21 protein-coding genes are annotated in these 24,348 nt (G+C 73.7%); 8 read left to right on the top strand and 13 right to left on the bottom strand.

Annotated features, from left to right (window positions below):
- Window positions 1-39 precede the first annotated feature (39 nt).
- Genes OG455_RS21470 through OG455_RS21480 form a run of 3 tightly spaced genes read right to left on the bottom strand, consistent with a single transcriptional unit; the run spans window position 40 to window position 3,729 of the window.
- Window positions 40-1,860, bottom strand: coding sequence for a prolyl oligopeptidase family serine peptidase (locus OG455_RS21470; RefSeq protein ID WP_266296049.1), 1,821 nt, complete (start codon window positions 1,858-1,860; stop codon window positions 40-42).
- A 45-nt stretch (window positions 1,861-1,905) separates the two neighbouring features.
- Window positions 1,906-3,309, bottom strand: coding sequence for an MFS transporter (locus OG455_RS21475; protein ID WP_266296051.1), 1,404 nt, complete (start codon window positions 3,307-3,309; stop codon window positions 1,906-1,908).
- Between the two features lie 57 nt (window positions 3,310-3,366).
- On the bottom strand, window positions 3,367-3,729 hold the full coding sequence (locus tag OG455_RS21480) for a nuclear transport factor 2 family protein (RefSeq protein WP_266296053.1): 363 nt from the start codon (window positions 3,727-3,729) through the stop codon (window positions 3,367-3,369).
- Between the two features lie 100 nt (window positions 3,730-3,829).
- Here OG455_RS21480 and OG455_RS21485 point away from each other — a divergent pair, with 100 nt between their 5' ends.
- Window positions 3,830-6,559, top strand: a complete 2,730-nt coding sequence (locus tag OG455_RS21485) for a LuxR family transcriptional regulator (protein WP_266296055.1) — start codon at window positions 3,830-3,832, stop codon at window positions 6,557-6,559.
- 7 nt (window positions 6,560-6,566) lie between these two features.
- Here OG455_RS21485 and OG455_RS21490 read toward each other — a convergent pair whose 3' ends face one another.
- Window positions 6,567-8,756 (bottom strand): MMPL family transporter, encoded by a 2,190-nt coding sequence (locus tag OG455_RS21490; protein ID WP_266296057.1) that lies wholly within the window; start codon window positions 8,754-8,756, stop codon window positions 6,567-6,569.
- 166 nt (window positions 8,757-8,922) lie between these two features.
- Entirely contained in the window at window positions 8,923-9,555 is a 633-nt protein-coding gene (locus OG455_RS21495) for a TetR/AcrR family transcriptional regulator (RefSeq protein ID WP_266296059.1), read from the bottom strand.
- Window positions 9,556-9,882: 327 nt separating this feature from the next.
- Between OG455_RS21495 and OG455_RS21500 the strand changes: the two genes are divergently transcribed.
- On the top strand, window positions 9,883-10,512 hold the full coding sequence (locus tag OG455_RS21500) for a hypothetical protein (protein ID WP_266296061.1): 630 nt from the start codon (window positions 9,883-9,885) through the stop codon (window positions 10,510-10,512).
- On the opposite strand, the gene OG455_RS21505 is transcribed toward OG455_RS21500, so the two are convergent.
- Window positions 10,513-11,286: a TetR/AcrR family transcriptional regulator gene (locus OG455_RS21505; RefSeq protein ID WP_266296063.1), complete on the bottom strand. Its 774-nt coding sequence runs from the start codon at window positions 11,284-11,286 to the stop codon at window positions 10,513-10,515.
- A gap of 132 nt (window positions 11,287-11,418) precedes the next feature.
- On the opposite strand from OG455_RS21505, the gene OG455_RS21510 reads away from it, so the two are divergent.
- Window positions 11,419-12,606, top strand: coding sequence for an FAD-dependent monooxygenase (locus OG455_RS21510; RefSeq protein ID WP_266296065.1), 1,188 nt, complete (start codon window positions 11,419-11,421; stop codon window positions 12,604-12,606).
- A 27-nt stretch (window positions 12,607-12,633) separates the two neighbouring features.
- Here the strand turns inward: OG455_RS21510 and OG455_RS21515 are convergent, their stop codons facing one another.
- The 4 genes from OG455_RS21515 to OG455_RS21530 all read right to left on the bottom strand — a co-directional run bounded on the left by OG455_RS21515 (window position 12,634) and on the right by OG455_RS21530 (window position 16,420).
- Window positions 12,634-13,620 carry an N-acetylglucosamine kinase gene (locus OG455_RS21515; protein WP_266296067.1) on the bottom strand — a complete coding sequence of 329 codons (987 nt, stop codon included), beginning with the start codon at window positions 13,618-13,620 and terminating at the stop codon, window positions 12,634-12,636.
- Window positions 13,617-14,603, bottom strand: coding sequence for an N-acetylmuramic acid 6-phosphate etherase (locus OG455_RS21520; RefSeq protein WP_266296069.1), 987 nt, complete (start codon window positions 14,601-14,603; stop codon window positions 13,617-13,619). Before OG455_RS21520 ends, OG455_RS21515 begins: the two co-directional genes overlap by 4 nt.
- 78 nt (window positions 14,604-14,681) lie before the next feature.
- A complete protein-coding gene (locus OG455_RS21525) occupies window positions 14,682-15,644 on the bottom strand; it encodes a hypothetical protein (protein WP_266296071.1) in 963 nt (320 codons plus the stop codon).
- Entirely contained in the window at window positions 15,641-16,420 is a 780-nt protein-coding gene (locus OG455_RS21530) for a SigE family RNA polymerase sigma factor (protein WP_266296073.1), read from the bottom strand. Before OG455_RS21530 ends, OG455_RS21525 begins: the two co-directional genes overlap by 4 nt.
- 220 nt (window positions 16,421-16,640) lie before the next feature.
- Between OG455_RS21530 and OG455_RS21535 the strand changes: the two genes are divergently transcribed.
- The 3 genes from OG455_RS21535 to OG455_RS21545 all read left to right on the top strand — a co-directional run bounded on the left by OG455_RS21535 (window position 16,641) and on the right by OG455_RS21545 (window position 18,805).
- Window positions 16,641-17,534: a phytanoyl-CoA dioxygenase family protein gene (locus OG455_RS21535; protein WP_266296075.1), complete on the top strand. Its 894-nt coding sequence runs from the start codon at window positions 16,641-16,643 to the stop codon at window positions 17,532-17,534.
- 129 nt (window positions 17,535-17,663) lie between these two features.
- Entirely contained in the window at window positions 17,664-18,011 is a 348-nt protein-coding gene (locus tag OG455_RS21540; RefSeq protein WP_266296077.1) for a PadR family transcriptional regulator, read from the top strand.
- On the top strand, window positions 18,008-18,805 hold the full coding sequence (locus OG455_RS21545; protein WP_266296079.1) for a hypothetical protein: 798 nt from the start codon (window positions 18,008-18,010) through the stop codon (window positions 18,803-18,805). Before OG455_RS21540 ends, OG455_RS21545 begins: the two co-directional genes overlap by 4 nt.
- 107 nt (window positions 18,806-18,912) lie before the next feature.
- Here OG455_RS21545 and OG455_RS21550 read toward each other — a convergent pair whose 3' ends face one another.
- Complete coding sequence (locus OG455_RS21550) at window positions 18,913-19,551, bottom strand: TetR/AcrR family transcriptional regulator (protein WP_266296081.1); 639 nt, start codon at window positions 19,549-19,551, stop codon at window positions 18,913-18,915.
- A 55-nt stretch (window positions 19,552-19,606) separates the two neighbouring features.
- Here OG455_RS21550 and OG455_RS21555 point away from each other — a divergent pair, with 55 nt between their 5' ends.
- Entirely contained in the window at window positions 19,607-20,290 is a 684-nt protein-coding gene (locus OG455_RS21555; protein ID WP_266296083.1) for an SGNH/GDSL hydrolase family protein, read from the top strand.
- Between the two features lie 216 nt (window positions 20,291-20,506).
- On the opposite strand, the gene OG455_RS21560 is transcribed toward OG455_RS21555, so the two are convergent.
- Together OG455_RS21560 and sigJ are read right to left on the bottom strand one after the other, a co-directional pair.
- Window positions 20,507-21,712: an NAD(P)/FAD-dependent oxidoreductase gene (locus OG455_RS21560; protein ID WP_266296085.1), complete on the bottom strand. Its 1,206-nt coding sequence runs from the start codon at window positions 21,710-21,712 to the stop codon at window positions 20,507-20,509.
- 123 nt (window positions 21,713-21,835) lie between these two features.
- Window positions 21,836-22,780 (bottom strand): RNA polymerase sigma factor SigJ, encoded by a 945-nt coding sequence (sigJ, locus tag OG455_RS21565; protein ID WP_266296087.1) that lies wholly within the window; start codon window positions 22,778-22,780, stop codon window positions 21,836-21,838.
- A 204-nt stretch (window positions 22,781-22,984) separates the two neighbouring features.
- Here sigJ and OG455_RS21570 point away from each other — a divergent pair, with 204 nt between their 5' ends.
- Window positions 22,985-24,292 carry a hypothetical protein gene (locus OG455_RS21570; RefSeq protein WP_266296089.1) on the top strand — a complete coding sequence of 436 codons (1,308 nt, stop codon included), beginning with the start codon at window positions 22,985-22,987 and terminating at the stop codon, window positions 24,290-24,292.
- Window positions 24,293-24,348 lie beyond the last annotated feature (56 nt).

The following is a 24,348-nucleotide window of genomic DNA, read 5'->3' on the forward strand; positions in this document are numbered from 1 at the left end:
CGTGCCTACACCCCCGTCGTGCCTGTACCCCCGTCGTGCCTACGGCTTCAGGTGCCGCCGGGCGAAGTCGAGTTCCAGCCGCAGCTGCTTGATCCGCTCCTCCACCACCAGCGAGCCGTGCCCGGCGTCGTAGCGGTACACCTCGTGCGGGGTGCCGAGCTCTGCCAGCCGGGCCACGTAGTTCTCGATCTGCCGGATCGGGCAGCGCGGGTCGTTGAGCCCCGCGCTGAGGTAGACCGGCACCCGCACCCGCTCCACGTAGGTGAGTGGCGAGGAGGCCCGGAACCGCTCGGGCACCTCCTCGGGGGTCCCGCCGAACAGGGTGCGGTCCAGCGACTTGAGCGCCTCCATCTCGTCCCCGTACGCGGTGACGTAGTCCGCGACCGGGACGGCGGCCAGGCCCAGCGACCAGTCGTCCGGCTGGGTGCCGAGCCCGAGCAGGGTCAGGTAGCCGCCCCAGGATCCGCCGGAGAGCACCAGCCGCTCGGGGTCGGCCAGCCCGGACTCCACCGCCCAGGCCCGCACCGCGCCGATGTCCTCCAGCTCGATCAGGCCGACCCGCTCGCGCAGCGCGTCCGTCCAGGCCTGGCCGTAGCCGGTGGAGCCGCGGTAGTTGACCCGGACCACCGCGAAGCCGTGGTCCAGCCAGGCGGCCGGGCCGGCGGCGAAGGAGTCGCTGTCGTGGTGGGTCGGGCCGCCGTGCACCTCGAAGAGGGTCGGGTGCGGGCCAGGACCGGCCGGGCGCTGGACCAGCGCGTGCACCGGTCCGCCCGGTCCCTCCACCCAGACGTCCTCCACCGGCACCGAGCGCGGCGGCACCGCGCCGGGTGCCCGCAGCACCACCGAGCCGGCCGTGGAGCGCACCGCCGAGGGCTCGGCGGCCGAGGACCAGAGGAACTCCACGGTGCCGTCGGGGCGGGCGGTGGCACCGGCCACCGTGCCGCGCGGGGTGTCCAGGCGGGTCAGTTCACCGCTGGCCAGGTCGTAGCCGAAGAGCTCGCTGCGGGCCTCGAACTCGTGCTCGACCAGCAGGGTCCTGGCGTCCGGGAACCACTGGGCGGAGACGTCGCCGGGCAGCGGGCCGCCGTCCTCGCCGCGCAGCACCAGCTCCGTCTCGGCACCGGTCAGCGGGTCCCAGAGCAGCGGCTCCCAGCGGCCGCGGCGCTGGTGGGCCAGGAGCAGCCGGCTGTCGCCCGGCACCGGCGCGAAGCCCTGGCAGGCCAGCCCGCGCGGCTCGGCGCGGCCGGTCACCTCGTCCAGCTCGGCGACCGTCGTGGCCCGGCCCGCCCCGTCGATCCGCAGCACCCGGATCGCGCTGTGCATGGCGTCGCCGTGCTCGGTGTGCTCGATGGCCAGCAGAGCGGAGTCGTGGGACAGGTCGCCGATCCCGCCGTACTCGGCGTGCCGGTAGATCTCGACCGGCTCGGCGGCACCGGGGCGCAGCAGGTGCAGGGTGGTGCCGTCCTCGTCGGTGGAGCGACCGACCACCACGGTGCCGTCCCGGCCCAGCGCCAGGCCCGCCTCGTAGGACGGGGCGAGGCCGGGGACCGCCTCCTGGTCGGGGCCGCCGCCGAAGGGCTGGCGGCGCCAGACGCCGTACTCGTCGCCGTCGGTGTCGTCGAACCACCAGATCCAGGCACCGTCGGGGGAGAGCGCCGCGTCGGTGGTGCCGCTGGGGCGGTCGGTGACCTGCCGGTGGGTGCCCGTGCTCCGGTCCCAGGCGTAGACCTCGTAGGTCCCGGCCGCGTTCGAGACGTACAGCGAACGCTCCGGCGCGTCGTCCGCCCAGTCGGGCAGAGACACCCGTGCCGCCCGGAAGCGTTGCTCCCAGGCGGGCACGTCGTTCTTCTCGCTACTCATCCGAGTCACTCTGGCACGAATGGGCGGTGGTCCGGCAGTGGGGTGTCACTTCCGCGGCAGCAGCTGGGAGAGCGCGGCCACCGCGAGTTCCAGCGCGACCAGGACCAGCATGCTCAGGCTGAAGGCGTGGGTGTAGCCGTGCTGGACCGTGCTGTAGAAGAGGTTGCCGAGCAGTGCGACACCGAGCGCGCCGCCGACCTGCGGGGTGGTCGCCGCCACTCCGGCGGCCGAGCCGACCAGCTCCGGCCGCACCGAGCCCAGCACTCCACTGGTCAGCGGGGCGATCACCAGGCCCATGCCGAGCCCGTCCAGGAACATCCCGAGCGCCAGCCACCAGGCGCTGCCGCTGGTGCCGATCTGGTCGGCGGTCAGGGCGAGCACACCCAGGCCCGCGGCCATGCCGACGGCGCCCAGGGCGACGGCGTGCCGGCCGAGCCGGGCGGAGACGTGGTGCGCGCTGAGCGAGGTGAGCAGGTAGCCGCCGCCGATCGAGACGAAGAGCAGACCGGAGCCGAGCGCGTTCATGCCCTTGCCCTGCTGCAGGTAGATGGCGAGCACCAGGAAGAAGGAGGCCTGTCCCATGTTGAAGGTGAGCTGGCTCACCGAGCTGACGATGAAGCCGGGCTCGCGCAGCAGCCGGGGGTCGAGCACGGGGTGGACGGCGAACCGGGACTGGTGCACGGCGAAGAGCGCGAAGAGGACGGCCGAGCCGGCCAGGCAGAGCCAGGTCCACAGCGGCCAGCCCTGCGACTGGCCCTGGATCAGCGGCAGGACCAGGGCGGTCAGCGCGCTGGTGATCAGGGTGCTGCCGAGCAGGTCGAGGCCGGTCTTCCCGGGGGCCTTCGACTCCGGGACGCAGCGCTTGACCAGGGAGAGGACCACCACGCCGACCGGCACGTTGATCAGGAAGCAGCTGCGCCAGCCGAGACCGAACAGGTCGGCCTGGATCAGCAGGCCGCCGATCAGCTGACCGAGCACCGCGCCGATGCCCATCGAGAGCGCGTACCTGCCGAAGGCCTTGGCCTGCGCGGGTCCTGAGTAGGTGTCGCGCAGGATGGCCAGCACCTGCGGGCCCATCAGCGCGGCGGACAGGCCCTGCACCACCCGGCTCGCGATCAGGGTCCCGGTGGTCGGGGCCAGCCCGCAGGCGGCGGAGGAGAGGGTGAAGAGCAGCAGGCCGAGCGCGAAGATCCGGCGGCGCCCGAACCGGTCGCCGAGCCGGCCGGCGGGGACCAGAGCGGCCGCCAGGGCCAGGCCGAAGCCGGCCACCACCCACTGGACACCCGCTGGGCCGGCGTGCAACTCGTTCTGCAGCGAAGGAATGGCGACGTTGACGACGAAGAAGTCGAGCGAGGTCACGAAGCTCGCGGTGAGCACGACGGGCAGCAGGCCGCGGTGCGGCTGGTGCGCCGCGGTGGCGGCCGGGGCGGGGGCAACGGTGGTGGTCATGCTTCAGGCTCCTTGGGGGAGGGGCGCCGGCGGCGTCGCCGCCGGCGCCCTGGGGTTTCAGAGAGAGGGGACCTTGTCGAGGAAGCCGTGCACCGCGCCGATCAGGCCGTCCTCGGTGGCCTCCAGCACGTCGAAGCCGACGACCAGCGCCTCGGCCCCGGCCGGCCCGAGGTCCCAGGTGAACCGGGCCAGGTTGTGGTGGGCGTCCACCGCGCCGAGGGTGAAGACCAGGCCGGGGAACTGGGCCTGCACGGCGCCGATGACGGCGTCCACGCCGTCCCGCCCGGCGACCTCGGCCAGCGGGTCGGTGTAGCGGGCCTCGGCGGCCCAGTGGGTGTCGATCAGCTTGCGGCGGGTGGCCGCGTCGGTCTCGTTCCAGGTGGCGATGTAGTGCTCGGCCAGCTGCTGAAGGTTCGTCATGTTCCTGCCCCATCTTGTGTTCTGCGGTTGTTCTTGCAGGTCAAAACGTTAGGCTGAATACGCACGAGCCGAATCGGTCATCCCTAGGTATGGTCGACCCATGCTGTACGGGAGAGCGGGTGAGCAGGCCGCGATAGCGGAGCTGCTGACAGGGGCGAAAAACGGTCGCAGCGGGGTTCTGGTGCTGCGCGGCGAGCCGGGGATCGGCAAGAGCACGCTGCTGGAGTACGCGGCCGAGCAGGCGGGTGAGGGCTTCGAGGTGCTCCGGGCGACCGGCGTCGAGTACGAGGCCGACCTGCCGTTCGCCGGCCTCAACCTGCTGCTCGGGCACGGTGTCCCGCTGATCGAGGCGCTGCCGGTGCCGCAACGCCGGGCCCTGGAGGCGGCGTTCGGGCTGGCCGAGGCGGGTGGCCCGGCCAACCGGCTGCTGACCGGACTGGCCGCGCTGGGACTACTGGCCGAACTGGCCGCGCGGCGGCCGCTGCTCTGCCTGGTGGACGACGCGCAGTGGCTGGACCACTCCTCCTCCGACGCGCTGCTGCTGGCCGCCCGGCGCCTGGGGAGCGAGGGGGTGGTGCTGCTCTTCGCGGCCCGGGACGGCGAGGGGGCGTTCCCCGCGCCAGGCCTGCCCGAGCTGCGGCTGGCGCCGCTGGACCCGTCGGCCGCCGCCGAGTTGCTCGCGGCCCACTCCGGCCTGGGTGACCGGAGCAGGGTCGGCCTGCACTACCGGGTACTGGCGGAAGCGCGCGGCAACCCGCTCGCGCTGACCGAGCTGCCCGCCGCGCTCGCCGGTGACCAGGACTACCAGGGCGGCGAGTTGGCGCTCACCGAGCGGCTCAGAGCGGCCTTCCACGGTCAGGTCGCGCGGCTGCCCGAGCCGAGCAGGACGCTGCTCCTGGTGGCCGCCGCCGAGGAGAGCGGTGAGCTGGCGACCGTGCTGGCGGCCGCCGAGGCGCTCGGTGCGGGCGCCGGGCACCTGGCCGCCGCCGAGCAGGCGGGCCTGCTGCGGCGCACCCCGGACGGGCGCTGCACGCTGCGCCATCCGCTGCTGCGCGCCGCGATCCTGGAGAGCGCGCCGCTGGACCGGAAGCTGGCGACCCATCGGGCCCTGGGCGCCGCACTGCTGGACACCGGCGAAGTGGACCGCGGGAGTTGGCACCTCGCGCTGGCCGCGACCGCCCCCGATGGCGAGCTGGCCGAGGCGCTGGAGGGCACCGCGCGCCGGGCCGTGGCCCGCGGCGGGCACTCGGGCGCGGCCGCCGCCTACGAGCGGGCCGCGCAGCTGGCTCCCGACCGCGAGCGGGTCATCCGCTGCCTGCTGCTGGCCGCCGAATCGGCGCTGGACGCCGCGGAGGCGGACCGGGCCGCGTCGCTCGCCCAGCGCGGCGCCGAACTGGCCGACGAGCCCTTCACCTTGGCCGTGCTGGACTGGGTGCGCGCGACCGCCGAGTTCTGGCGCGGCGGCTATCCCGAGGCGCACCGCCTGCTGCTGCGCGGCGCCGCGCGCGAGATCGACCCGGCGCTGTCGGCGCGGCTGCTGCTGCAGGCCTTCCACACCGCCTGGTACCTGGGGGAGGAGCGGGTGCTCGACCTGCTGGGCCGCCTCTCCGCGCTCGACCTGCGGCCCGCGGACCCGAGCGCCCCGCTGGTCGACTACCTGATCTCGGCCGCCGGCCGGCCGCTGGGCCTGCCGGTGCCGCCCGCCCGTCCGCTGAGCGAGGCCGTCGAGCTGGCCAGGGCGGCCGGCGTGGACAGCCCGCGCGAGCTGGTGCAGCTCTGCGGCGCCTCGCTGATCCCCGGCCGGGACGCGGAAACCTACCAGCTGGCCGCGGAGTTGGTCGCCGAGGCGCGGGCCGCCGGGGCGATCGGCCTGCTGCCCACGCTGCTCTTCTTCTTCGCCGAGGCCGAACTCTTCCACGGCCGCCACCGGGACGCCGAACTCGCCGCGGCCGAGGGCCTGGCCCTGGCCCGGGACACCGCCCAGCCCCAGTGGATCAGCCAACTCTCGGCGCTGGAGGCCTATCTGGCGGCGCTGCGAGGGGAGGGCGAGCTGGTCGCGCGGCGGGTCGGCGAGGCGCTGGCCGACCAGGCGACGGCCTGGGGCGCCCCGGCCGCCGGGACGTCCTGGAGCCAGTGGGCGCTGGCCCTGCACGACCTCGGTCAGGGCCGGGCCGCCGAGGTGGTGGAGCGCCTGGAGCCGCACACCGCCGGGGTGTACCGCAACCACCTGTCGGCCATCCGCACCGTGCCCGACCTGGTGGAGGCGGCCGTCCGGCTGGGCTGCCCCGAGCGGGCCGAGGTCGCCTTCGAGCGGTTCGCGACCTGGTCGGAGCGGATCGGCGAGCCGGCCTGGACCCGCGCGCTGGTGCTGCGCTGCCAGGCGCTGCTGGGGCCGGCCGAGCTCGCCGAGTCGGGCTACCTGGCGGCCCTTGAGCTGCACGCGGTCGCCGGCCGGCCGTTCGAACTGGCCCGCACGGAGCTGCTGTTCGGCGAGTGGCTGCGCCGTGACCGGCGCAAGGCCGAGGCCCGGACCAGGCTGCGCGCCGCCCTGGAGGTCTTCGAGCGGCTCGGCGCCGGCCCCTGGGTGGAGCGGGCCCGCGCCGAGCTGGGCGCGGCCGGATCGGCCACCCCGGTGGCCGCTGCGGCGGGGCCGCTGGCCGGGCTGACCCCGCAGGAGGAGCAGATCGCCCGGCTCGCGGCGAAGGGCCTGTCGAACCGGGAGATCGCCGCCCAGCTCTTCCTCAGCCCCCGCACCGTGGGCCACCACCTCTACAAGGCCTACCCGAAGCTCGGCATCGCCTCCAGGGCCGGTCTGGCCCAGCTGATCTGACGCCGCGTCAGTCCCCTTCGACGTTCACCTTGGGCAGCATCCGGTCCAGCCACCGCGGCAGCCACCAGGCGCGCGGGCCCAGCAGCGTCAACACCGCGGGGACCAGCAGCAGCCGCACCACCGTGGCGTCGACCAGGACGCTCACCGCCAGGCCCAGGCCCAGCATCTTGACCACGATGTTGTCGCTCAGGATGAAGGCCGCGAAGACGCTGACCATGATCAGCGCGGCGCAGGTGATCACCCGGGCGGTGATCTCCAGGCCGTGCGCCACGGCGTCCTTGCTGTTGCCGGTCCTGACCCAGTCCTCGTGCACCCGGGCCAGCAGGAAGACCTCGTAGTCCATGCTCAGGCCGAAGACGATGGCGAACATCATCATCGGCACGTAGCTCTCGATCGGCACCGTCCCGGAGACCCCGAGCGCGGGGCCGCCCCAGCCCCACTGGAAGACGGCCACCACCACGCCGTAGGAGGCGCCGATCGAGAGCAGGTTGAGCACCGCCGCCTTCAGCGCCACCAGCAGACCGCGGAAGACGGTCAGGATGATGATGAAGGCCAGGCCCACCACCACCGCGATGATGAGCGGCAGCCGCTTGGCGACCAGCTCCAGGAAGTCCAGCTGGGCCGCGGTGGTGCCGGTCAGGTAGCCCTTGGCGGCGGTGCCCGTCGTGCCCTGCGGCAGCGAGTCGTCCTTCAGGTGGTTGAAGAGGCTGGTGGTCACGGCGTCCTGCGGCGCGCCGGTGGAGATCGCGGTGGCGATCAGCACCTGGCCGTCCGAGGTGGGCTGCAGCGGGCTGATGCTGGCCGCGTTCGGCACGCCGGTGAGCGCGTGCTGCAGGTTGGTCAGCAGCGCCTGCTGCTCGCCGGCCGGCACGCCGCTCTGGTCGATCACGATGGTCAGCGGTCCGTTGGCACCCGGTCCGAAGCCCTCGGAGATCAGGTCGAAGGCGCGCCGGTCGGTGAAGCTGGTCGGGTCGGCGCCGTCGTCGATGTGGCCGAGCCGGATCGAGAAGAGCGGGATCGTCAGCACCCCGATCACCACCAGGCCGCTGGCCAGGAACCACCACGGGCGGCGCTCGACCCGGCGGGCGTAGCGGTGCCAGAAGCCCGCGCCCTTCTCGGCGCTCACCGGGCTGCTCTCCGCCACCGGGGTGCGCAGGGAGAACCGGTCGATCCGCCGCCCGATCAGCCCGAGCAGCGCCGGCACCAGGGTGATCGCGCCGAGCACCGCGGTCACCACCGTGACCATCGCGGCGACGCCGAGCAGGGCGATGAAGCTCACCCGGGAGACGGAGAGGCCGGCCAGGGCGATCACCACGGTGCAGCCGGAGACCACCACCGCCCGGCCACTGGTGGCCACCGCCTGCCCGGCGGCGGTGGCCGGTTCGGCCCCGTCCATCAGCAACTGGCGGTGCCGGGTGATCAGGAAGAGCGCGTAGTCGATGCCCACGCCGAGCCCGATCATGGTGGCCAGGGTCGGCGAGACGCTCGCGAAGGTCAGGGCGATGGCCAGCAGGCTCAGGCAGGCCAGGCCGACGATCACCGCGATCAGCGCGCTGAGCAGCGGCAGTCCGGCCGCGATCAGGCTGCCGAAGCCGATCACCAGCACCACCACGGCGACCGCGAACCCGATCGCCTCGCTGGTCAGGTCCTTGGTGTCGGGCCTGGCCAGTTCGCCGAGCGGCCCGCCGTACTCCACCTCCAGGCCGGCCGCCCGCATCGGCGCCACCGCGCTGTCCACCCCGTGCAGGTAGTCGGTGCCGTAGACGGAGGGGTTGGCCTCGAAGCGGACGGTGATGTAGCCGATCGTCTGGTCGGCCGAGAGCGCGCCGGTCGGCGGGGCGCCGGGGGCGGGCAGCGGGTTCACCACGGAGAGCACGTGCGGCAGTTGCTGCAGCGCGGTGACGCTCTGGCCGATCGGGCCCGAGGCGTCTGTCAGCGGGCCGCTCGGGTCGTGCAGCACGATCTGCGAGCCGTTGCCGCCGGAGCTCGGGGCATGGGCGGCGAGGACCTCCTGCCCGGTGTGCGACTGGACGCCGGGCAGCGAGAAGTCGTCGGAGTAGGTGCCGCCGATGCTGTTCTGCAGCCCGTGCAGCCCGCCCAGCGCGACCAGCCAGCCGATGAGCACCACCGCCCAGTGTCGGGCGCACCAGTGTCCGAGCCGCTGCAGGCCGCCAGGCCTCTGGGTGGGCGTTGCCATGAGCTGACGGTAGGTCGTGACGGTTGCGGTCCATCCGTGCGACATACGCCCAATCAGGTAGGCGACCGGGCCGCGCCCGGCCGGCCCGAGGGCGCGGGTGCGGCCGGGGTGTGCCTACGGCTGGGTGCGCCCTGTGGCCGGGCTGGGGTCACGGTTTGGGGTGCGCCTACGGCTGGGGTGGGGCCGCCACGCCGGCCAGCAGCAGCCGCAGGATGGCGTGCAGTTCCAGGCCCAGTGCCTCGGGGCCGCCGGCCTCGGGCTCGCTGGTCCAGCGGTAGAGGGCGCCGAGGTAGAGGTCGCGCAGCACGTTGCCGACCTGCTCGGGTTCCAGGCCTTGCCGGAACTCGCCCTGCGCGACGCCCGCCTTGACGATCCCGGCGAAGATCTCGGCGACGTACGGCTCCTCCAGGATCGGCCGCCCGGCCTTGACCCAGGCGGTGAGCATGGCGACCGTCAGGCCCCGCTCCTCCCAGTTGAGCCGGCCGAGGACGGTCATGCAGTGGGTCAGCTGGCCGATCGGGCTGCTGCCGCCGCCCTCGCTCTCGGCCAGCAGCTCCATCAGGTTGTAGCGGCGCCGCTCGCCCCAGGCGGTGATCAGGTCTTCCTTGCGCTGGAAGTAGTTGAAGAAGGTGCCGCGGGCCACATCGGCGCGCTCGGCGATCTCGTCGATCGAGGTGTGGTCGTAGCCCTTGGCCATGAACAGGTCGATGGCGGCGGCGTAGAGGCGCTCGCGGACCCGCTGCTTGTTGCGTTCGCGGCGGCCGAGGGTGGGGGCGGCGGCGGACGGACGCGGGTCCATGCGGGTCTCCTCTTCGGCTCGGCGTTCGGCTCGGCCCAGGTCGGCTGAGTAGGGGTAGCCCGCACCGACGCATTTTTATACCACGGTCTAACTATTCTCCGCAGACTTGTGCGGGCCTCGGCCGGCCGGGCCGGGCCTCGCGGGCAGGTCCTCGCCCGGCCGGAACCTCCGTGGGTCTGTCGCGCCATCCCTTGTGAGCAACTGTGACTTGAGAGCAAAGTAGGACTTGCGTTCATGAATTGCCTGGTGTCTATAATTGACTTCCAGTCAGAACTGTTGACAGGCAACCGAGCTGACGCCTGGGCGATGAGAGCTGAGGTGCGTGCCGTGGTGCCCGGATCGGAGGTGGCCGAGCGGCCGGCCGGACGGCCGTGGGCGTATCCCGAGGTGACCCGGCTGCTGCTCGCCTTCGACGGGTCCGCCGGCCGGCTGCTGGCGGCGCTGGTCGGCACCCCGGTGCACGCGGTGCCGGACGGTCAGGAGCGGGTCGAGCCGGCCGCCGTTCCGCTGGTCGTGCGCGAGGCGTTGGCGGTCGACGGGGCCGCGCTCCCGCTGGTGCTGCGGCGCGACCGACTGGTCACCCCCGAGGGGGCCACGCTCGCGGGCAGTCAGGCCTATCTGCCCGCCCACCTGGCCGAGTCGCTCACGCCACCGCCCGGGGTCCCGCTGCTGCGCCATCTCGCCCAGCGGCGGCTGCTGCTGGGATGCCGCCCGGTCTCCTTCGCCCCGCGCTCCTGGCCCTACGGCCCCGCGCGGCCCTGGAGCGTCGGGCGGGACTACCTGGTCGACTGCCGCGGCGGGGGCCGGCTCTGGGTCAGCGAGCAGTTCAGCCCCGAGCGGATCCCGGCCGCCGCCGCGCCCGGACCGGCCCCGGCGCCCGACCTGTCACCGCTCGACCCGGCGCCGGCAGGGCAGGTTCTGCCCGCCCCGGCGTCGCCCGCGGCTCGGGAGAGTTGATCAGCGGGCCTGCTCGATCAGCGTGCGCAGCCCTTCGAGGATGCAGCGCAGCCCGAAGTCCAGGCCCTGGTCCTGCCCGCCGTTCGCGGCGGCGTCGAGCAGTGCGGTGCTGACGGCGGGGTACCGCTCGCCATGGGACCGCACCACCCGGGCCATCCCGGCGGCCAGTTGGGTTTCGGTGAGTTCGCCCGGCGCGGTGGCCCGGGCCTGCAGCGCGATGCCGCGGATGTGACCGGCGACCACCAGCACGGCGTCCGTCCGCTCGGCGCCGCGGAGCGGGGTACCGTCCAGCGACAGCAGCGCCGCCTCAAGCCAGCCCAGCTCGTTGGGGCCGAGCAGGCGCGGCCCGACCGTGGTCTCCAGCAGCCAGGGGTGGCGGGCCAGGGCGGCTGACAGCTGCCGGGCCCAGTGGGTCAGGCCGGCGGTCCAGTCCCCGGGTGGGGCCACCGGTGCGGGCGGCTCGCCCATCGCGATGTCGGTCATCACCGCGACCAGCTCCGCTTTGCCCGGCAGGTAGCGGTAGAGGGACATCTTGGTCTTGCCGAGCGCCCCGGCCACCCGCTGCATCGAGACCGCGGCCATGCCCTCGGCATCGGCGACCTCGATCGCCGCGGCGGCGATCCGCTCCAGGGTCAGGGCGGGCTTCGGCCCGCGCCGGGACTGAGGGCGGCTGCCCCAGAGCAATTGGTAGGTGCTGTCCGCCGCTTCCGGCGTCTCCGCCGGCCTGGCCGTCCCTGCTGTCCCGGCCGATTCCGCCGACTCCGCTGGCCCCATCGCCGCCTCCTGGTTCGCCCTGCCCTGCCTGCTTGTTTGACGGGTCGTCAAGAACGGTGTCTACTGTACACAGAAGCTACTGAGTCCGCCGGACGCAGTACTAGATCCGATCTGCGCCCACAGGGGGACGCCATGAGGAACACCCGCGTGCTGATCTCCGGAGCCTCCGTCGCCGGCCCCGCCCTTGCCTTCTGGCTCGGGCGCTTCGGCTTCTGCCCCACCATCGTCGAGCTGGCCCCGCAACTGCGCTCCGGCGGCCACGCCGTCGACTTCCGCGGCGCGACCCATCGCACCGTGCTGGAGCGGATGGGCATCCTGGACGAACTGCGGGAACTGCGCACCGGCGGCAGCCCGATGTCCTTCGTCAACGCGAGCGGTCGCGAACTGCTTCACCTGCCGGGCGAGTTCACCGGCGGTGAGCTGGAGGTCCGGCGCGGTGACCTGGCCGCGCTGCTGCACCGGCACAGCGAGGACCGTGCCGAGTACCTCTTCGGCGACTCCGTCACCGCGATCAGCGAGCAGCCCGACGGCGTGCGGGTCGCCTTCCAGCACGGCCCCGAGCGCACCTTCGACCTGGTGATCGGCGCTGACGGGATCCACTCCCGCACCCGTCAACTGGTCTTCGGCCCCGAGGAGCGCTTCGTGCGCCACCTCGGCTACTACGTGGCAGGCTGGCGCACCCCCAACCCCGGCTTCGCCGCCACCGAGGGCACCGTGATGTACAACGAGCCCGGCCGTGGCGTGGGCCTGGCCGTCGACCCGCGCGACACCAGCTGGGCCCACGCCACCCTCTTCCTCGCCTCCCCGCGGCTGCCGATCCACCACCGCGACGTCCAGGCCCAGAAGCGGATGCTGGCCGATGCCTTCGCCGGCACCGGCTGGCACGCCCGCGCGCTGCTAGCCACCCTGGACGGCGCCGACGACCTCTACTTCGACTCGATCAGCCGGGCCGACCTGCCCAGTTGGTCCAAGGGCCGGGTGGCCCTGATCGGCGATGCCGCCTGCGGCGCCACCCTGGGTGGCATGGGCACCGGCACCGCGATCACCGCCGCCTACGTGCTCGCGGGTGAACTCGCCACCGCTGAGGGCGACCACATCACCGCCTTCGCCGCCTACGAGGCCCGGCTGCGCGGGTTCGCCGAGCGCTGCCAGCAGGGCGGCGACCGCACCGGGCGGTTCCTGGCCCCCAAGGGTCGGCTGGGCGCCGCGCTGCGCAACCGGATGCTGAGCACCCGTCCGATGCTCGACATGATGCTGCGCGCGGGCGAGAAGGTCACCACCCTCGACGGGATGCCGCACTACGCGGGCGCGGCCGCCTGAGCGGCCCGGCGGCGGGCCGGCCGCCGATCAGGCGTCCTGATGGTCCATCAGGGCCAGCCGGGCGGCCGCGAGCGCCGGGTCCCCGGCGGTGGTCACCGGGCCGGGGTGGCCGCCGCGCGGATCGGTCAGCAGCGTCAGCAGGTGGCGGCGCACCGGCCCCGGGGTGACGGCCACCGAGCCGGCCAGCACCAGCGGACCAGGAGGGCCGTCCATCGACCGGACCAGCTCCGCGAGGTGGCCCGCCGCCCGCTCGGCGATCGCCAGCGCGGCCCCGTCGCCGGCCTCGGCGGCGGTGCTGACCAGCGGTGCGAGCGCCGCCAACCGCCGCGGCGGCCCGTCGTAGGCCCAGCGCAGCAGTTCGCGCCCATCGGCCGCCGCGCAGTGGCGCAGCACGGCGCCGCCCAGCGGCCCGGTCGGCTCGGCGAGCGCCAGGCGCACCGCCTGGCGGCCGAGCCAGAAGCCGCCGCCCTCGTCGCCGAGCAGCCAGCCCAGGCCGCCGCCGAACCGTTCCACCCGACGGTCGCTCACCAGGCAGCAGACCGTCCCGGTCCCGGCGATCAGCACGGCGCCCGCGGGCCGGTCGGTCCCGGCCGCGAAGGCGGGCACCGCGTCCGGATACAGCGCCACCGGCGCCGCGATGCCGAAGGCCGCCCGGCAGCTTTCGGCGAACCGCGCGCGATCGGCCAGCGCCCGGAAGCCGGCCAGCCCGACCGCGCACCCCGCCACCCGGTCCGCCACCCGGTCCGCCACCCGGTCCGCCACCCGGTCCGCCACCCGGTCCGCCACCCGGTCCGCCGCTCGGTCCGCCGCTCGGTCCGCCGCTCGGTCCGCCGCCCGCTCGCCCAGCGCCTCGCGCACCGCGGCGGCGAGCGACCGGATCGAGGCCTCCGCGCCCTCCGCCGTCGCGTTGCGCCCCGGGACCGCGCCGCGCCCGCACTCCCGGCCCGCCGCGTCCAGCAGCACGGCACGCGACCAACTGCCGCCGCCATCCACGCCCAGGAAGAGCCGGCTCACCGCTCGGCCCCGGGCCGCAGCCCGCGCACCGCCGCCCACGGGTGCCCGTGGTTGGCGGCGAGCGCCGCCCTGGCCCGCTCCGGTGAGCAGCCGCCGACCAGGACCACCAGGGCGGTCACGGTCTCCTGGCCGCACGCGTCGAGCGCCGCGCCGGCCTGCTCCCCGGTCACCCGGCAGGCCGCCACCAGGGTGCGCACCGCCCGCTCGCGCAGCTTGGCGTTGCGGGCGGAGGCGCTGACCATCAAGTTGGACCAGGTCCGTCCGCTGCGCACCATCAGCGCGGTGGAGAAGGCGTTGAGCGCGAGCTTCTGGGCGGTGCCCGCCTTCATCCGGGTCGAGCCGGTGACCACCTCGGGCCCGGTCTCCAGCAGCACGTGCAGGTCCGCGAAGGCGGCCGCCGGGGCCTGCGGATGGCCGGAGAGCAGCGCGGTCGTCGCCCCCGCCGCGCGGGCCGCCCGCAGCGCGCCCAGCACGTACGGGGTGCCGCCGCTCGCGGTCACCCCGATCACCAGGTCGCCGGCGACCGGGGCGTCCCGTTCGGCCGGCTCCGGCGGCTCGTCCTCGGCCCCCTCCCGGGCGACAGCGGCACTGGGTGGGCCGCCCGCCAGGTGGGCCACGAACGCCTCCTCGCCCACGCCGTAGGTGGGGCCCAGCTCGACGGCGTCGCCCAGGGCGATCCGCCCGCCGGTACCGGCGCCGTAGTAGTGCACCCGGCCGCCCGCGCGCAGCGTCCGCAGGCCGGCCTCGACCAGCTCGGCCAGCTGGGGGAGCGCGGCCCGGACGGCCCCGGGCACGGTCGCGTCCTGGTCGTTGATCAGCCGCAGGACCGCCGCGGTGTCCAACCGGTCCAGCTCCAGACTGGCCGGGTTGCGGCGCTCGGTGGGCGGGAGGGCGGCCGCGGGATCGTCGCCGCCCGGATCGCAGCTGTCCCGGTCCTCGAACGTGGTGCGGTCGGGTGACGCGTCGTCGACGTCCAGCGGCACGGGGAGGCTCCTTCACAGGCGCGGCGGGTCCGTCAGCAGTCTGTCAGCGCCCGCTCCCCACCGGTGCCTCCCGCGCGCTCACTCGCCGATGAGCAGCGAGACCGTTCCGGCGGGCAGCGGAAGCGGCCCCCCGTCGCGCGACAGCTGGTACTGGGCACCGTCACTGACGCCGGCGCAGCTGAGCGCGAACCGGCCGGCGTCCCCGGTCGCCGTGTCGGTCCGCCAGATGCCCGGGTGGATCTGCTGCCACTGCCCGTTGCCGTCGGCGGGGACGTTGTCCACGTTCAGCATCCGCGTGCCGGCCAGGCAGGGCGGGGCCAGTACGTCCACGGTGGTGCGGGCCGCGGCCGGGTCCTTGACCAGCAGCGCGATCGGCGCGGCGGGCAGGACGGGCGCCGGCCGGTCGGCCAGCAGCTGCAGGGTGGCGCCGGTCAGACCCTGCTCGCCGCTCAGGTTGCTGCGCAGCAGCAGGAGCCGCTGCCGGCCGTCCGGCTGACGACCGGTGGCCAGCAGGACGAACTGGTCGCCGATCGGTTCGTCGTCCAGCAGCCGCACCTCGTCGTGCGGGCCCCCGCCCTGCTGGTCCCAGTACGAGGTCAACTGCAGGGAGTAGTCCGGACTGTCGGCCGTCAGGCCGTAGACCCACCAGGGCAGAGTGCTGTCGGTCGGATTGCCGGCCGCTGGGGCGCTCGGGTTCGATGGCGGCCCGGCCGGGGCGGTCGGCGAGGACGTCGCGGTGGCCGGCGGCACCGCCCGGTCGGCCCGGTCGGCCCGGTCGGCCCGGTCGGCCCGGTCGGGGACCGAGACGGTCAGCGCCAGGGCCAGCGCGGCGGCGGCGCCGACCGCGACGCCCGCCAGCCGTACGGCCCGGCGCCGGCGGCGGGTCTGCGCGATCCGGTCGCGCAGCCGGTGCTGGAACTCGGGCGACGGCAGCTCGATGGCGCCGGCCAGTGCGGCCAGTTCGTGCTCCAGGCGCTCCTCGGACCACTCGGAGGACCACTCGGGGAACGGCTCGGGGAACGGCTCGGGCGGGGTGCTCATCGGGTGGCTCCCTGCATCGCGCGCAGCGGCGCTCCGCTGATCTTCGTGGTCGGCCGGCCGGGCAGCCGCGGTGGACTCGGCAGGCGCGGCGAGTGCGGCGCGCCGGGCGCGCTCAGCGGGTTCGCCGCGCTCGCCGCTGGCGGTTCGCTGGCGGTGCCCGCCGCCGCGGCACCGGCCGTGTCCGTGCTGTCCGTGGTGTCTGTGGTGTCCGTGATGTCTGTGGTGTCAGCGGTTTCCGTGGCACCCGCCGTGCCCGGCACACCCGTCAACCCCGAGGCGCCGGAGGGCTGGTGGCCCATCGCGGTGCGCAGCTGCGCGAGTCCACGCGAGCTGAGCCGCTTGATGTTGCCCACCGAACAGCTGAGGGTCTGCGCCGCCTCCGCCTCGGTCAGTCCGACGTAGTGCCGCAGCACCACGGCGGACCGGGTCCGCGGTGCGAGCCCGGCCAGCGCCCGGCGCAGCAGGTCGCGGTCGTCCACGGCGGCCGAGGCCTCGTCCCGGCCGGTCTCCGGGAGTTGCAGCGTCAGGATCTCCTGCAGCCTGCGCCGACGCACCGTGCTGATGTGCGTGTTGACGATCGCGGCCCGCACGTAGGCCTCCTCTCGGCCCTGGGAGCTGGCCTGGTCCCAGCGTCGGTAGCAGTTGGCGAGCGCGGTCTGCAGCAGGTCCTCGGCCAGGCCCCGGTCGTTCGTCAGCAGGTGGCACAGGCGCAGCAGGGAGGGGGAGCGGGCCAGCACGAACTCTTCGAACCGGGCTTCCCGTTCGCTGCGCCGCACGCCGTCTCCTCGAGTTCCGGTGCGGTGCCGTTCGCTGCCGCACCGTCCAAGAACGCGAGGCGTGTGCGGTGGGTTGTCTCCCGAGCCTGTGGCCCTTGTCACATCGCGCGGTGTCAACCCGCCCGAGCCGGGCCGCGTTTCGGACGGGAGCGAACCGGGCGCCACGGCCGGCGAACCACCGACTGCCACAGCCATGTCGACTGCCACAGCTGGAGAGACCATGACCACGAGCACCACGCGGACCGCACGTGCGATGACCACCGAGCAGCGCGCCCGCTTCGAGCGGGACGGCTACCTGGTGGTACCCGCCGCCCTCACCGACGACGAGGTCGAGCGCTACTCCCGCGCACTGGACCGGGTGTACGCCCAGGAGCGCGCGGCCGGCCGGGTGGGCGCCGACGGCTCGATGCACCGGCTCGGCGCGGTGGCCGCGCTGCCGGAGGCGGTGCACCTGACCGACCATCCCAGCACCTTCCCGCTGGTCTGGTCGGTGCTCGGCTGGAACGTGCACGTCTACCACTCGCACCTGGACGTGCATCCGCCGATCCGGGTCCCCAAGCCCTACCGCTTCGAGTGGCACCAGGACGGCGGGCGGCAGAACCGCGAGCTGGAGACCGAGCCGCGCCCGCGCCTGTCGGTCAAGGTCGCCTTCTGGCTCTCCGACGTCTCCGTGCCGGGCCGCGGCAACTTCAAGGTGGTGCCGGGCAGTCACCTGAGCAACCGGATCGACGGCCCGCCGCGCCGCGACATCCGCTGGCCCGAGCCGCCCGGTGCCGTGGAGGTCACCGCCGAGCCCGGCGACGCCGTCTTCTTCGACCGCCGGCTCTGGCACACCCGCACCGGCAACCACTCGGAGCTGACCCGCAAGGGCGTCTTCATCGCCTACTCGCACCGCTGGTCGCACAACCGGGACGAGAACTCCGCGCTGCTCGCCTCCCCGGCGGCCGTGGCCTTCACCCCGGTCCAGCGCCAGCTGCTCGGCGCCCCGCTGGCCGCCCCCGGCCAGTCGGCGGGCGACCACCAGTGGGGCCACTACCCGGACACCACTCCGCTGCACGGCTACCTGGCCGCGCGCGGCCTGCTCGACCCGCACCACCCGCCGCTGCGGCCCTGACGGCGGCTCCCCGGCGGACGGCCCCGGCCGCGCGGGAGCGTGACGCCGCTCGCTCGGCTCGGATCCCCCAGATCGGATCGGACTCCCATCTAGGTTGCATTCCTATCTAGCTGGTGATGGAATACACCCATGGCCACAGACCGCAGATCCAGCTGGCTCAAGGGCGTTCTCGACCTGCTCGTGCTCGCCTGCCTGACCGAGGGCGAGAGCTACGGGTACGAGATCTCCAAGGCCCTGGCCGGAGCCGGGCTCGGTGAGATCAAGGGCGGCACCCTCTATCCGGTGCTCAACAGGCTTGAGGAAGCCGGCCTGGCGGTCGGCGAGTTCAGAGCCGCCGAGCGCGGACCGGGGCGCCGCTACTACCAGCTCACCGATCAGGGCCGCCAGGAGCTCGCCGAACAGGGTGCCTCCTGGCGGGAGTTCCACACGGCGGTGAAGTCGATGCTGAGCAACACGCAACCAGGGGGAGCACCATGACGAGCAGCAGCACGGAGTCCGACAGCGGCGCCACCAGCGTCCCGGGCGAGGCGGGCGCGGCCTACCTCGCGGACCTGGCCGGGCGGCTGCGCGCCGCCGGCCTGCCGGACGCCGAGGTCACCGCCACCGTCGCCGACCTCGGCGGCTATCTCGCCGAGAGCGGATCCCCCGACCCGTACGAGGAGTTCGGCGCGCCGCAGGAGTTCGCCGCGCGCCTGACCTCGGGCCGGGTCGACGAGCGGCCCGAGGCGGGGGCGGAGACCTGGAAGTGGGCCGCCGACATCTACACCGACCGCAAGTACCTCAACCACTACGGCGACCAGGGCTGGGAGGTGGAGGGGCTCGACCGCCTCGGCCGCTTCGTCTGCCGTCGCTCACCGGACGCCGCCATGCGCTGGGAGTACCGCCGGGAGACCGCGGTGAGCCTGCGCGACCGCCCGTCCATCGTGGCCGGGCTCGTCCCGGAGGGCTGGGAGCCCTGCGGCCAGTGGCTCTACTTCCTGTACTTCAAGCGCCCGAAGGCGGCCACCGCCGGCCCCGCGGCCCGGCTCGACGACCTGCCGGCCACGCCGGACCAGCGCCTCTTCCTCGGCCGCACCTACCGGGGCAAGCTCAAGCAGTTCCTGGTCTCCGGCCTGGTCTCCGCCCTCGTCGTCGGGCTGGCCGTCCACTTCGGCGGCGCCCGCCTGGGCCTGCCCATGCTGATCGGCGCGTGCGTCGCGGCCCCGGTCGGCTTCGCCATCGCCTGGCGCCGCCTCAAGCGCGAGGGCCTCGCGGGCACCGGGGACGCCTGACCGCCGCCCGCGCTTGCCGCCCTTGCGCACCCGCCGCTCTTGCACCCGCCACCGCCCGCCGCCCTTGCGCCCGCGGCACTCCCGCGCCGCGGGCACTCCTGGCCGGGCTACCGCTCGTCGGCCTGGCGCCTCGGCGTGAGAAGCCCGTCGAGCACACGGCGGACCTTCTCCGGGGTGTCCTCGTCGCCGAGCCGCAGGGCGGTGTTCGCGGCGACGAGGACCGCGTCGAGCTGGAAGGCGGCGAGTTCGGGATCGAGATCGGGAGCCTCGCCGGCGGCGAGGGCCTGCTCGAACTCGCCGGTGAGCAGGGCGAGCCAGTGCCGGCGGTGGCGGATCAGCTCGTCACGGACCGGGCCCGGCCGGCTGTCGAAGTCGGCGAGGCCGGCGGCCCAGAAGCAGCCGCCCGCGAAGAGCGGCGCCCGGACATAGGCGAGCCAGTACTCCGTCAGCGCCCGCAGCCTGGCGCCACCGCTCGGGGCGTTCGAGGCGGGGCTGACGACCGCGTCGAGGAAGACCTCGCGGGCCGTGGCGGCGACGGCCAACTGCAGGTTCTCCTTGGACCCGAAGAGGGTGGCGATGCCGCTCTTGCTGAGTCCGAGGTCGGCTGCCAGACGGCCGATGCTCAGACCGGTGAGCCCTTCGAGCGAGGCCACATCGACCGCGTGCCGAGAGATCGCCGCCCTGGCCCGCGCGCCGCGCAGGAGGCGTTGGTCGGTGGCTTCCTGGGGCGGGTCCGGCTCGCTCATGGCTCCATCCTGCCACGTCTTGCCAGGCACACACGAACGGTCGTACGTTTACTTCATGCTCATCGAAGCGAGCTCCCGCACCGAGGAGACCGATCCTTTCTGCCTGCCATCGCCCCGTGCCGCCGAACTCCTCGCCCGCGCCCCCTGGCGGCGCTTCGCCGGCATCGGCGACAGCCTCTCCGCGGGAACGGGCGGCCCCAGCCCTGGTTACGCCAGCCTGGGCTGGCCCGACCGGGTCGCCGACGTGCTGCGCCGCGTCCACCCCGATCTGGCCTACCTGAACCTCGCCGAGGTGGGTGCGACCACCGCCGGAGCCCTGGCGACACAGTTCGACCGGATCGCCGAATTCGCCCCCGACCTGCTCCATCTGCCCTGTGGTGCGAACGACTTGTTCCACGCGCGGCCTGACTTCACCGTCATCGAAGGGAAGTTGCGGCAGCTGTTCGCACTCGCCGCCGGTACCGGAGCGCAGTTGACCACGTTCACGCTCGGGCGGGCCTTCGTCGTCCCGGGGTTCCCCGACTGGCCGGACCGGGTCCGCACCGTCAACGCCATCACCCGCGAGGTGGCCCGCGACCACGGTGCCCTCGTCATCGACATGGCGGACCACCCGGTCAACGACCGGCCGGACCTGCTCAGCGCGGACGGCATCCACTTCTCCGCATCGGGCCAGGCGGTGCTGGCCGCCGAGGTGGTCAGGTCACTCGCGGGCCTGCTCGACACCACCACGCCCGAGTAGGCCGCGGGCGCGGGGAGCGGCGGCGGCCCGAGGTCAACCTCCCGACCCTGCGCCGAACGGGACCTGAAAGCCACTCAGGACCGGCTTCCCCTGCTCCCTGCCCCCGCCCCCGCCCCCCGCCCTCTGCTCCCTGCGCGGCGCGCCCTGCAGCGCTTCGAACCTGATCCGGCCGCCCCGCACGAGCACCGAGCCGCACTCACGGCCCACGGGGCGCGGTCAGGCCGCGGTCGCCTCCACCCCCGCACGGCTTCGGGTCTCCTGCCGCACGACACGCCGGCGCCGGGACGGGATGCCCACGGTCGGGTGGGCGACGCCCCAGGCCGCGCCCTTGCAGATCAGTTCCTTGTAGAGGGCGGCCACGCGGCCCGTGAGGGCGCGGTCCACCGCTCGGTCGTCGGCGGTGACGAACTGGATCAGGCCCTCCTTGCGGCCGAGGGAGATGCACTGCTGGAAGTAGCGGATGGTGACGCTGGGGACCTTGGTGCCCGTGAGGCGGGCGGCGATCGCGTCGGCGGCCTGCCAGGCCATGGGAACGCCCGAGGCGCAGGACATGCGGAGGGGCTTTCCGCCCGGGCCGATCGCCATCGCCGCGTCGCCCACGGCGTACACGTCCGGGTGGGAGACCGAGCGCATCGTGGAGTCGACCACGATCTGGCCGTGGTCGGTGAGCTCCATGGCGGTCGCACGGGCGATCGGGTGGACGGCGAAGCCCGCGGTCCAGACGGTGACCTCGGCGGGGATGGTCGTGCCGTCGGCCGCCGTCACGTCGTCCACCGCCACGGCGCTGACCTCCGTGTGTTCGTGGACCTTGACGCCGAGCTCGTCCACCACCTTCCGCAGGTGGGCGCGACCCTTCTCCGAGAGCCAGTCACCGAGAGCGCCGCGAGCCGCCAGGGCGACATCGAGGTCCGGGCGCGCCTCGGCGATCTCGGTCGCGGCCTCCAGGCCGGTCAGGCCGCCGCCGACCACGACCACGGGCCGACCGGCGTCCAAGGTGGCCAGGCGCTCGCGCAGGCGGAGGGCTCCGCGGCGGCTGGAGACCTCGTGGACGTGTTCGGCGTTGCCGGGTACGCCCTCGTCGTTCCAGCCGCTGCCGAGGGCGTAGAGCACCGTGTCGTACTGCAGTTCCTCCCGCGCGGGGCCGTCCACGGCGGTGAGCGTCACCGTCTTGCGGTCCACGTCCACGGTGGTGACCTTCGCGAGCTTCAGTTCCACGCCCGTGCCCGCGAACATCTCGCTGAACGGCCGGGGCGCGAGGTCCTGGCCGGCCGCGAGTTGGTGCAGCCGGACACGCTCGACGAAGTCGGGCTCGGGGTTGACGAGGGTGATGGCGACGTCCTCGCGGTGCAGCCGCTTGGCGAGGCGGCCGGCGGCGACGGCTCCGGTGTATCCGGCTCCGAGGACGACGATGCGGTGCTGCATGAGCCTGCTCCTGTCTGCGCGGGTCCGCCGTTGTCTTGCGCGGTTTCGCCCCTTGAACCGGGCAGCCCGGCGTTTCCTGACAGGATCGGGATGTGAAGCACGTCACAGCGTGCGCGTGTCGGATCAGAGGGTGTAGAGCGGGGAATCCCCGTGGTCCGCGGCGGCCCACTGCTCGGTCGCGCGCACGAGCTTGTCGGGGTTGACCTGGCTGCGGACCGCGGCGATGCCCCCTGCGGTGACCTCCAGGCAGGTGATCCCGATGACCCGGCCGTCCACGACCGCCACGATGGCGGGCTCGCCGTTGGCGGTCGTGGCGTGGATCTCGGGCGCGCCGCCGACATGGGCCCGCTTGGCCTCGCTGGGCTTGAACAGGCCGCGCAGGAACTTGGCGACCGCGAGCGCGCCCTCGAATGCCTTCGCGCGGGCAGGGACCTTCCCACCGCCGTCGCCGACCGAGACGGCGTCCTGGGTGAGCAGGCGTACGAGGGGTTCGGTGCGGCCGCTGGTCGCCGCGGCCAGGAATTCCTCGACGATCCTGCGGGCAGTGGCCTCGTCGACCTCGGTGCGCGCCTTGCCGTCCGCGAGGTGCTTCTTGGCCCGGTGGTAGATCTGCTGGCTGGCGGCCTCGGTGATGTCCAGGATCCCGGCGATCTCCCGGTGCGGGTGGTCGAAGGCCTCGCGCAGCACGTACACCGCCCGCTCGTTGGGCGACAGGCGCTCCAGCAGGACGAGGACGGCGTACGACACCGACTCGCGTCGCTCCGCGGTGTCGGCCGGGCCGAGCATCGGGTCGCCGGCGAGCAGCGGCTCGGGGAGCCACCTCCCCACGTACGTCTCGCGCCGGGCGCGGGCCGAAGTGAGCTGATTGAGGCAGAAGTTGGTGAGGACCTTCGTCAGCCAGGCCTCGGGCACCTCGATCCGCTCGACGTCGGTCGCCTGCCAGCGCAGGAACGTCTCCTGCACGGCGTCCTCCGCCTCACCCGCCGAGCCGAGCAGCCGGTAGGCGATGGCCTCCAGCCGCGGCCTGGCAGCCTCGAACCGGTCCACGTCGCTCATGCTCAGGGCCATGCTCGCGGATCCTACTCGCCCTGGTTGCTCCACTTCGCTGCTGTACCAACGAAAGGCTGACGGAGTGGAAGTGCGGGTCCCGCCATGTCGCGAGTGCGGAGAGTAGCGAGAGGGGTAGCTTGTGGTTACCCGCTGTCGTGATCGTCGGGCCGCTCCGCGCCGCTTGCGGCCACGGGCGAGCCGCAAGGGCCGAAAGGGTTGCCCATGCACGTCGTCTTCAGCCGCACTCGTCTCAGCAGGGCCGTCCTGGCTGCCTGCGGAGTCTCGGTGCTGCTCGCCTCGCACGCGATGCTCGGTTCGAGTGCCGCTGCCGCCGGATCGCGTTCACCCGACCCCGCCGCCCACGGTGGGGGCGCGGTCATCACCGTGACGACCGCCAGGGTCGGTGCGCCCGGCAACCCCGCGGTAGGTGTCGTCCCGTTCACGGACGCCGTGTACCGCACGTGCGCCGACGCCCCGCCGACGTCGAGTGACTGCCTGACGGTCGGCGCCGTCCGAGACCCCTACGAGATCGGGCAGTTGGAGGTCACGGTCGGCGAGTGGGTGGCCTTCCTGAACACGGTTGACCCTGCGGGCCGTGACCCCCACGGTCTCTACGACAGGACCGAGAGCTCCTCGGCGTGGCCGAAGTACGGCTCGATCAACTTCTCCGCCGACGCCGGCGACGGCTGCCACTACTCCGTGGCGTATCCGGAATGGGCGGACAAGCCGTATGGCTTCGCGAACTTCCTGAAGGCCGCGCGCTTCGTCAACGCGCTGTACAACGGCCGACTGATCTCCAAGCGGGACAGCAGCGACAAGGGCTTCAACTACGTCACGTACCAGGTCGAACTGTCGCCACAGACCGAGCGCGGAATGTACGACCTCGCCCGGCCGGACGCGACCCGAGCTCATGACTCCGGCTTCGTCGTACCGAGCCAGGACGAGTGGATCAAGGCGGCCTACTACGACCCGAACGGCGGCGGCACCGACTCCTACTGGAAGTACCCGACCAATCCGGGAGTCTTCGGCGACGGCGACGCGACCGCCCCTGCCCCCACGGTCCTCAACCCCACCACCGGCGATGTCGTCAACGCGGCGACCCAGCCACTCGCCTCGTACCACGCCACCGGCCGGCCGGCGCCGAACTGGTGCCCTGGTGAGGTGCAGCCCGACGTCTGCGCCACCGTCAACCCGTTCGGGCTCGATCCTGTCAGCTACGCCAACCTCTACCAGGGCAGCCTCAGTACGGTCGGCCAGGCGAGGACCACCTCACCGTGGGGCACCCTCGACCAGGGCGGCAACGCGGTCGAGTGGACCGACACGATCACACCCCCACCGACCGGAGGCGACTCCGCACGGATCTGGCGCCGCGCGCACGGCGGCGTGTCCAACGCGGGCGCGTTCCAGATGTGGCCCTCCGCGGTCGGCCTCCAGCCCCAGGACAACGTGTTCTTCAACCTCACCTACCCGTGGTTCGGCATCCGGGTCGGAGTGATCGGCGACCTGGAGCCCAAGGGCGGCGATCGCTGAACCAGGGTCCACTGCGCCGTCGTATGCCGGCCCGACAGATGGACGAACTGTTCAAG

This window comes from Kitasatospora sp. NBC_01287 (assembly GCF_026340565.1).
In the GTDB taxonomy this organism is placed as follows: Bacteria; Actinomycetota; Actinomycetes; order Streptomycetales; family Streptomycetaceae; genus Kitasatospora.

Excerpts from the sequence above, each read along its gene's own strand:
- OG455_RS21470 (WP_266296049.1), bottom strand. The coding sequence starts at position 1,860 with ATGAGTAGCGAGAAGAACGACGTGCCCGCCTGGGAGCAACGCTTCCGG.
- OG455_RS21475 (WP_266296051.1), bottom strand. The coding sequence starts at position 3,309 with ATGACCACCACCGTTGCCCCCGCCCCGGCCGCCACCGCGGCGCACCAG.
- OG455_RS21480 (WP_266296053.1), bottom strand. The coding sequence starts at position 3,729 with ATGACGAACCTTCAGCAGCTGGCCGAGCACTACATCGCCACCTGGAAC.
- OG455_RS21485 (WP_266296055.1), top strand. The coding sequence starts at position 3,830 with ATGCTGTACGGGAGAGCGGGTGAGCAGGCCGCGATAGCGGAGCTGCTG.
- OG455_RS21490 (WP_266296057.1), bottom strand. The coding sequence starts at position 8,756 with ATGGCAACGCCCACCCAGAGGCCTGGCGGCCTGCAGCGGCTCGGACAC.
- OG455_RS21495 (WP_266296059.1), bottom strand. The coding sequence starts at position 9,555 with ATGGACCCGCGTCCGTCCGCCGCCGCCCCCACCCTCGGCCGCCGCGAA.
- OG455_RS21505 (WP_266296063.1), bottom strand. The coding sequence starts at position 11,286 with ATGGGGCCAGCGGAGTCGGCGGAATCGGCCGGGACAGCAGGGACGGCC.
- OG455_RS21510 (WP_266296065.1), top strand. The coding sequence starts at position 11,419 with ATGAGGAACACCCGCGTGCTGATCTCCGGAGCCTCCGTCGCCGGCCCC.
- OG455_RS21525 (WP_266296071.1), bottom strand. The coding sequence starts at position 15,644 with ATGAGCACCCCGCCCGAGCCGTTCCCCGAGCCGTTCCCCGAGTGGTCC.
- OG455_RS21535 (WP_266296075.1), top strand. The coding sequence starts at position 16,641 with ATGACCACGAGCACCACGCGGACCGCACGTGCGATGACCACCGAGCAG.
- OG455_RS21540 (WP_266296077.1), top strand. The coding sequence starts at position 17,664 with ATGGCCACAGACCGCAGATCCAGCTGGCTCAAGGGCGTTCTCGACCTG.
- OG455_RS21545 (WP_266296079.1), top strand. The coding sequence starts at position 18,008 with ATGACGAGCAGCAGCACGGAGTCCGACAGCGGCGCCACCAGCGTCCCG.
- OG455_RS21550 (WP_266296081.1), bottom strand. The coding sequence starts at position 19,551 with ATGAGCGAGCCGGACCCGCCCCAGGAAGCCACCGACCAACGCCTCCTG.
- OG455_RS21555 (WP_266296083.1), top strand. The coding sequence starts at position 19,607 with ATGCTCATCGAAGCGAGCTCCCGCACCGAGGAGACCGATCCTTTCTGC.
- OG455_RS21560 (WP_266296085.1), bottom strand. The coding sequence starts at position 21,712 with ATGCAGCACCGCATCGTCGTCCTCGGAGCCGGATACACCGGAGCCGTC.
- sigJ (WP_266296087.1), bottom strand. The coding sequence starts at position 22,780 with ATGGCCCTGAGCATGAGCGACGTGGACCGGTTCGAGGCTGCCAGGCCG.
- OG455_RS21570 (WP_266296089.1), top strand. The coding sequence starts at position 22,985 with ATGCACGTCGTCTTCAGCCGCACTCGTCTCAGCAGGGCCGTCCTGGCT.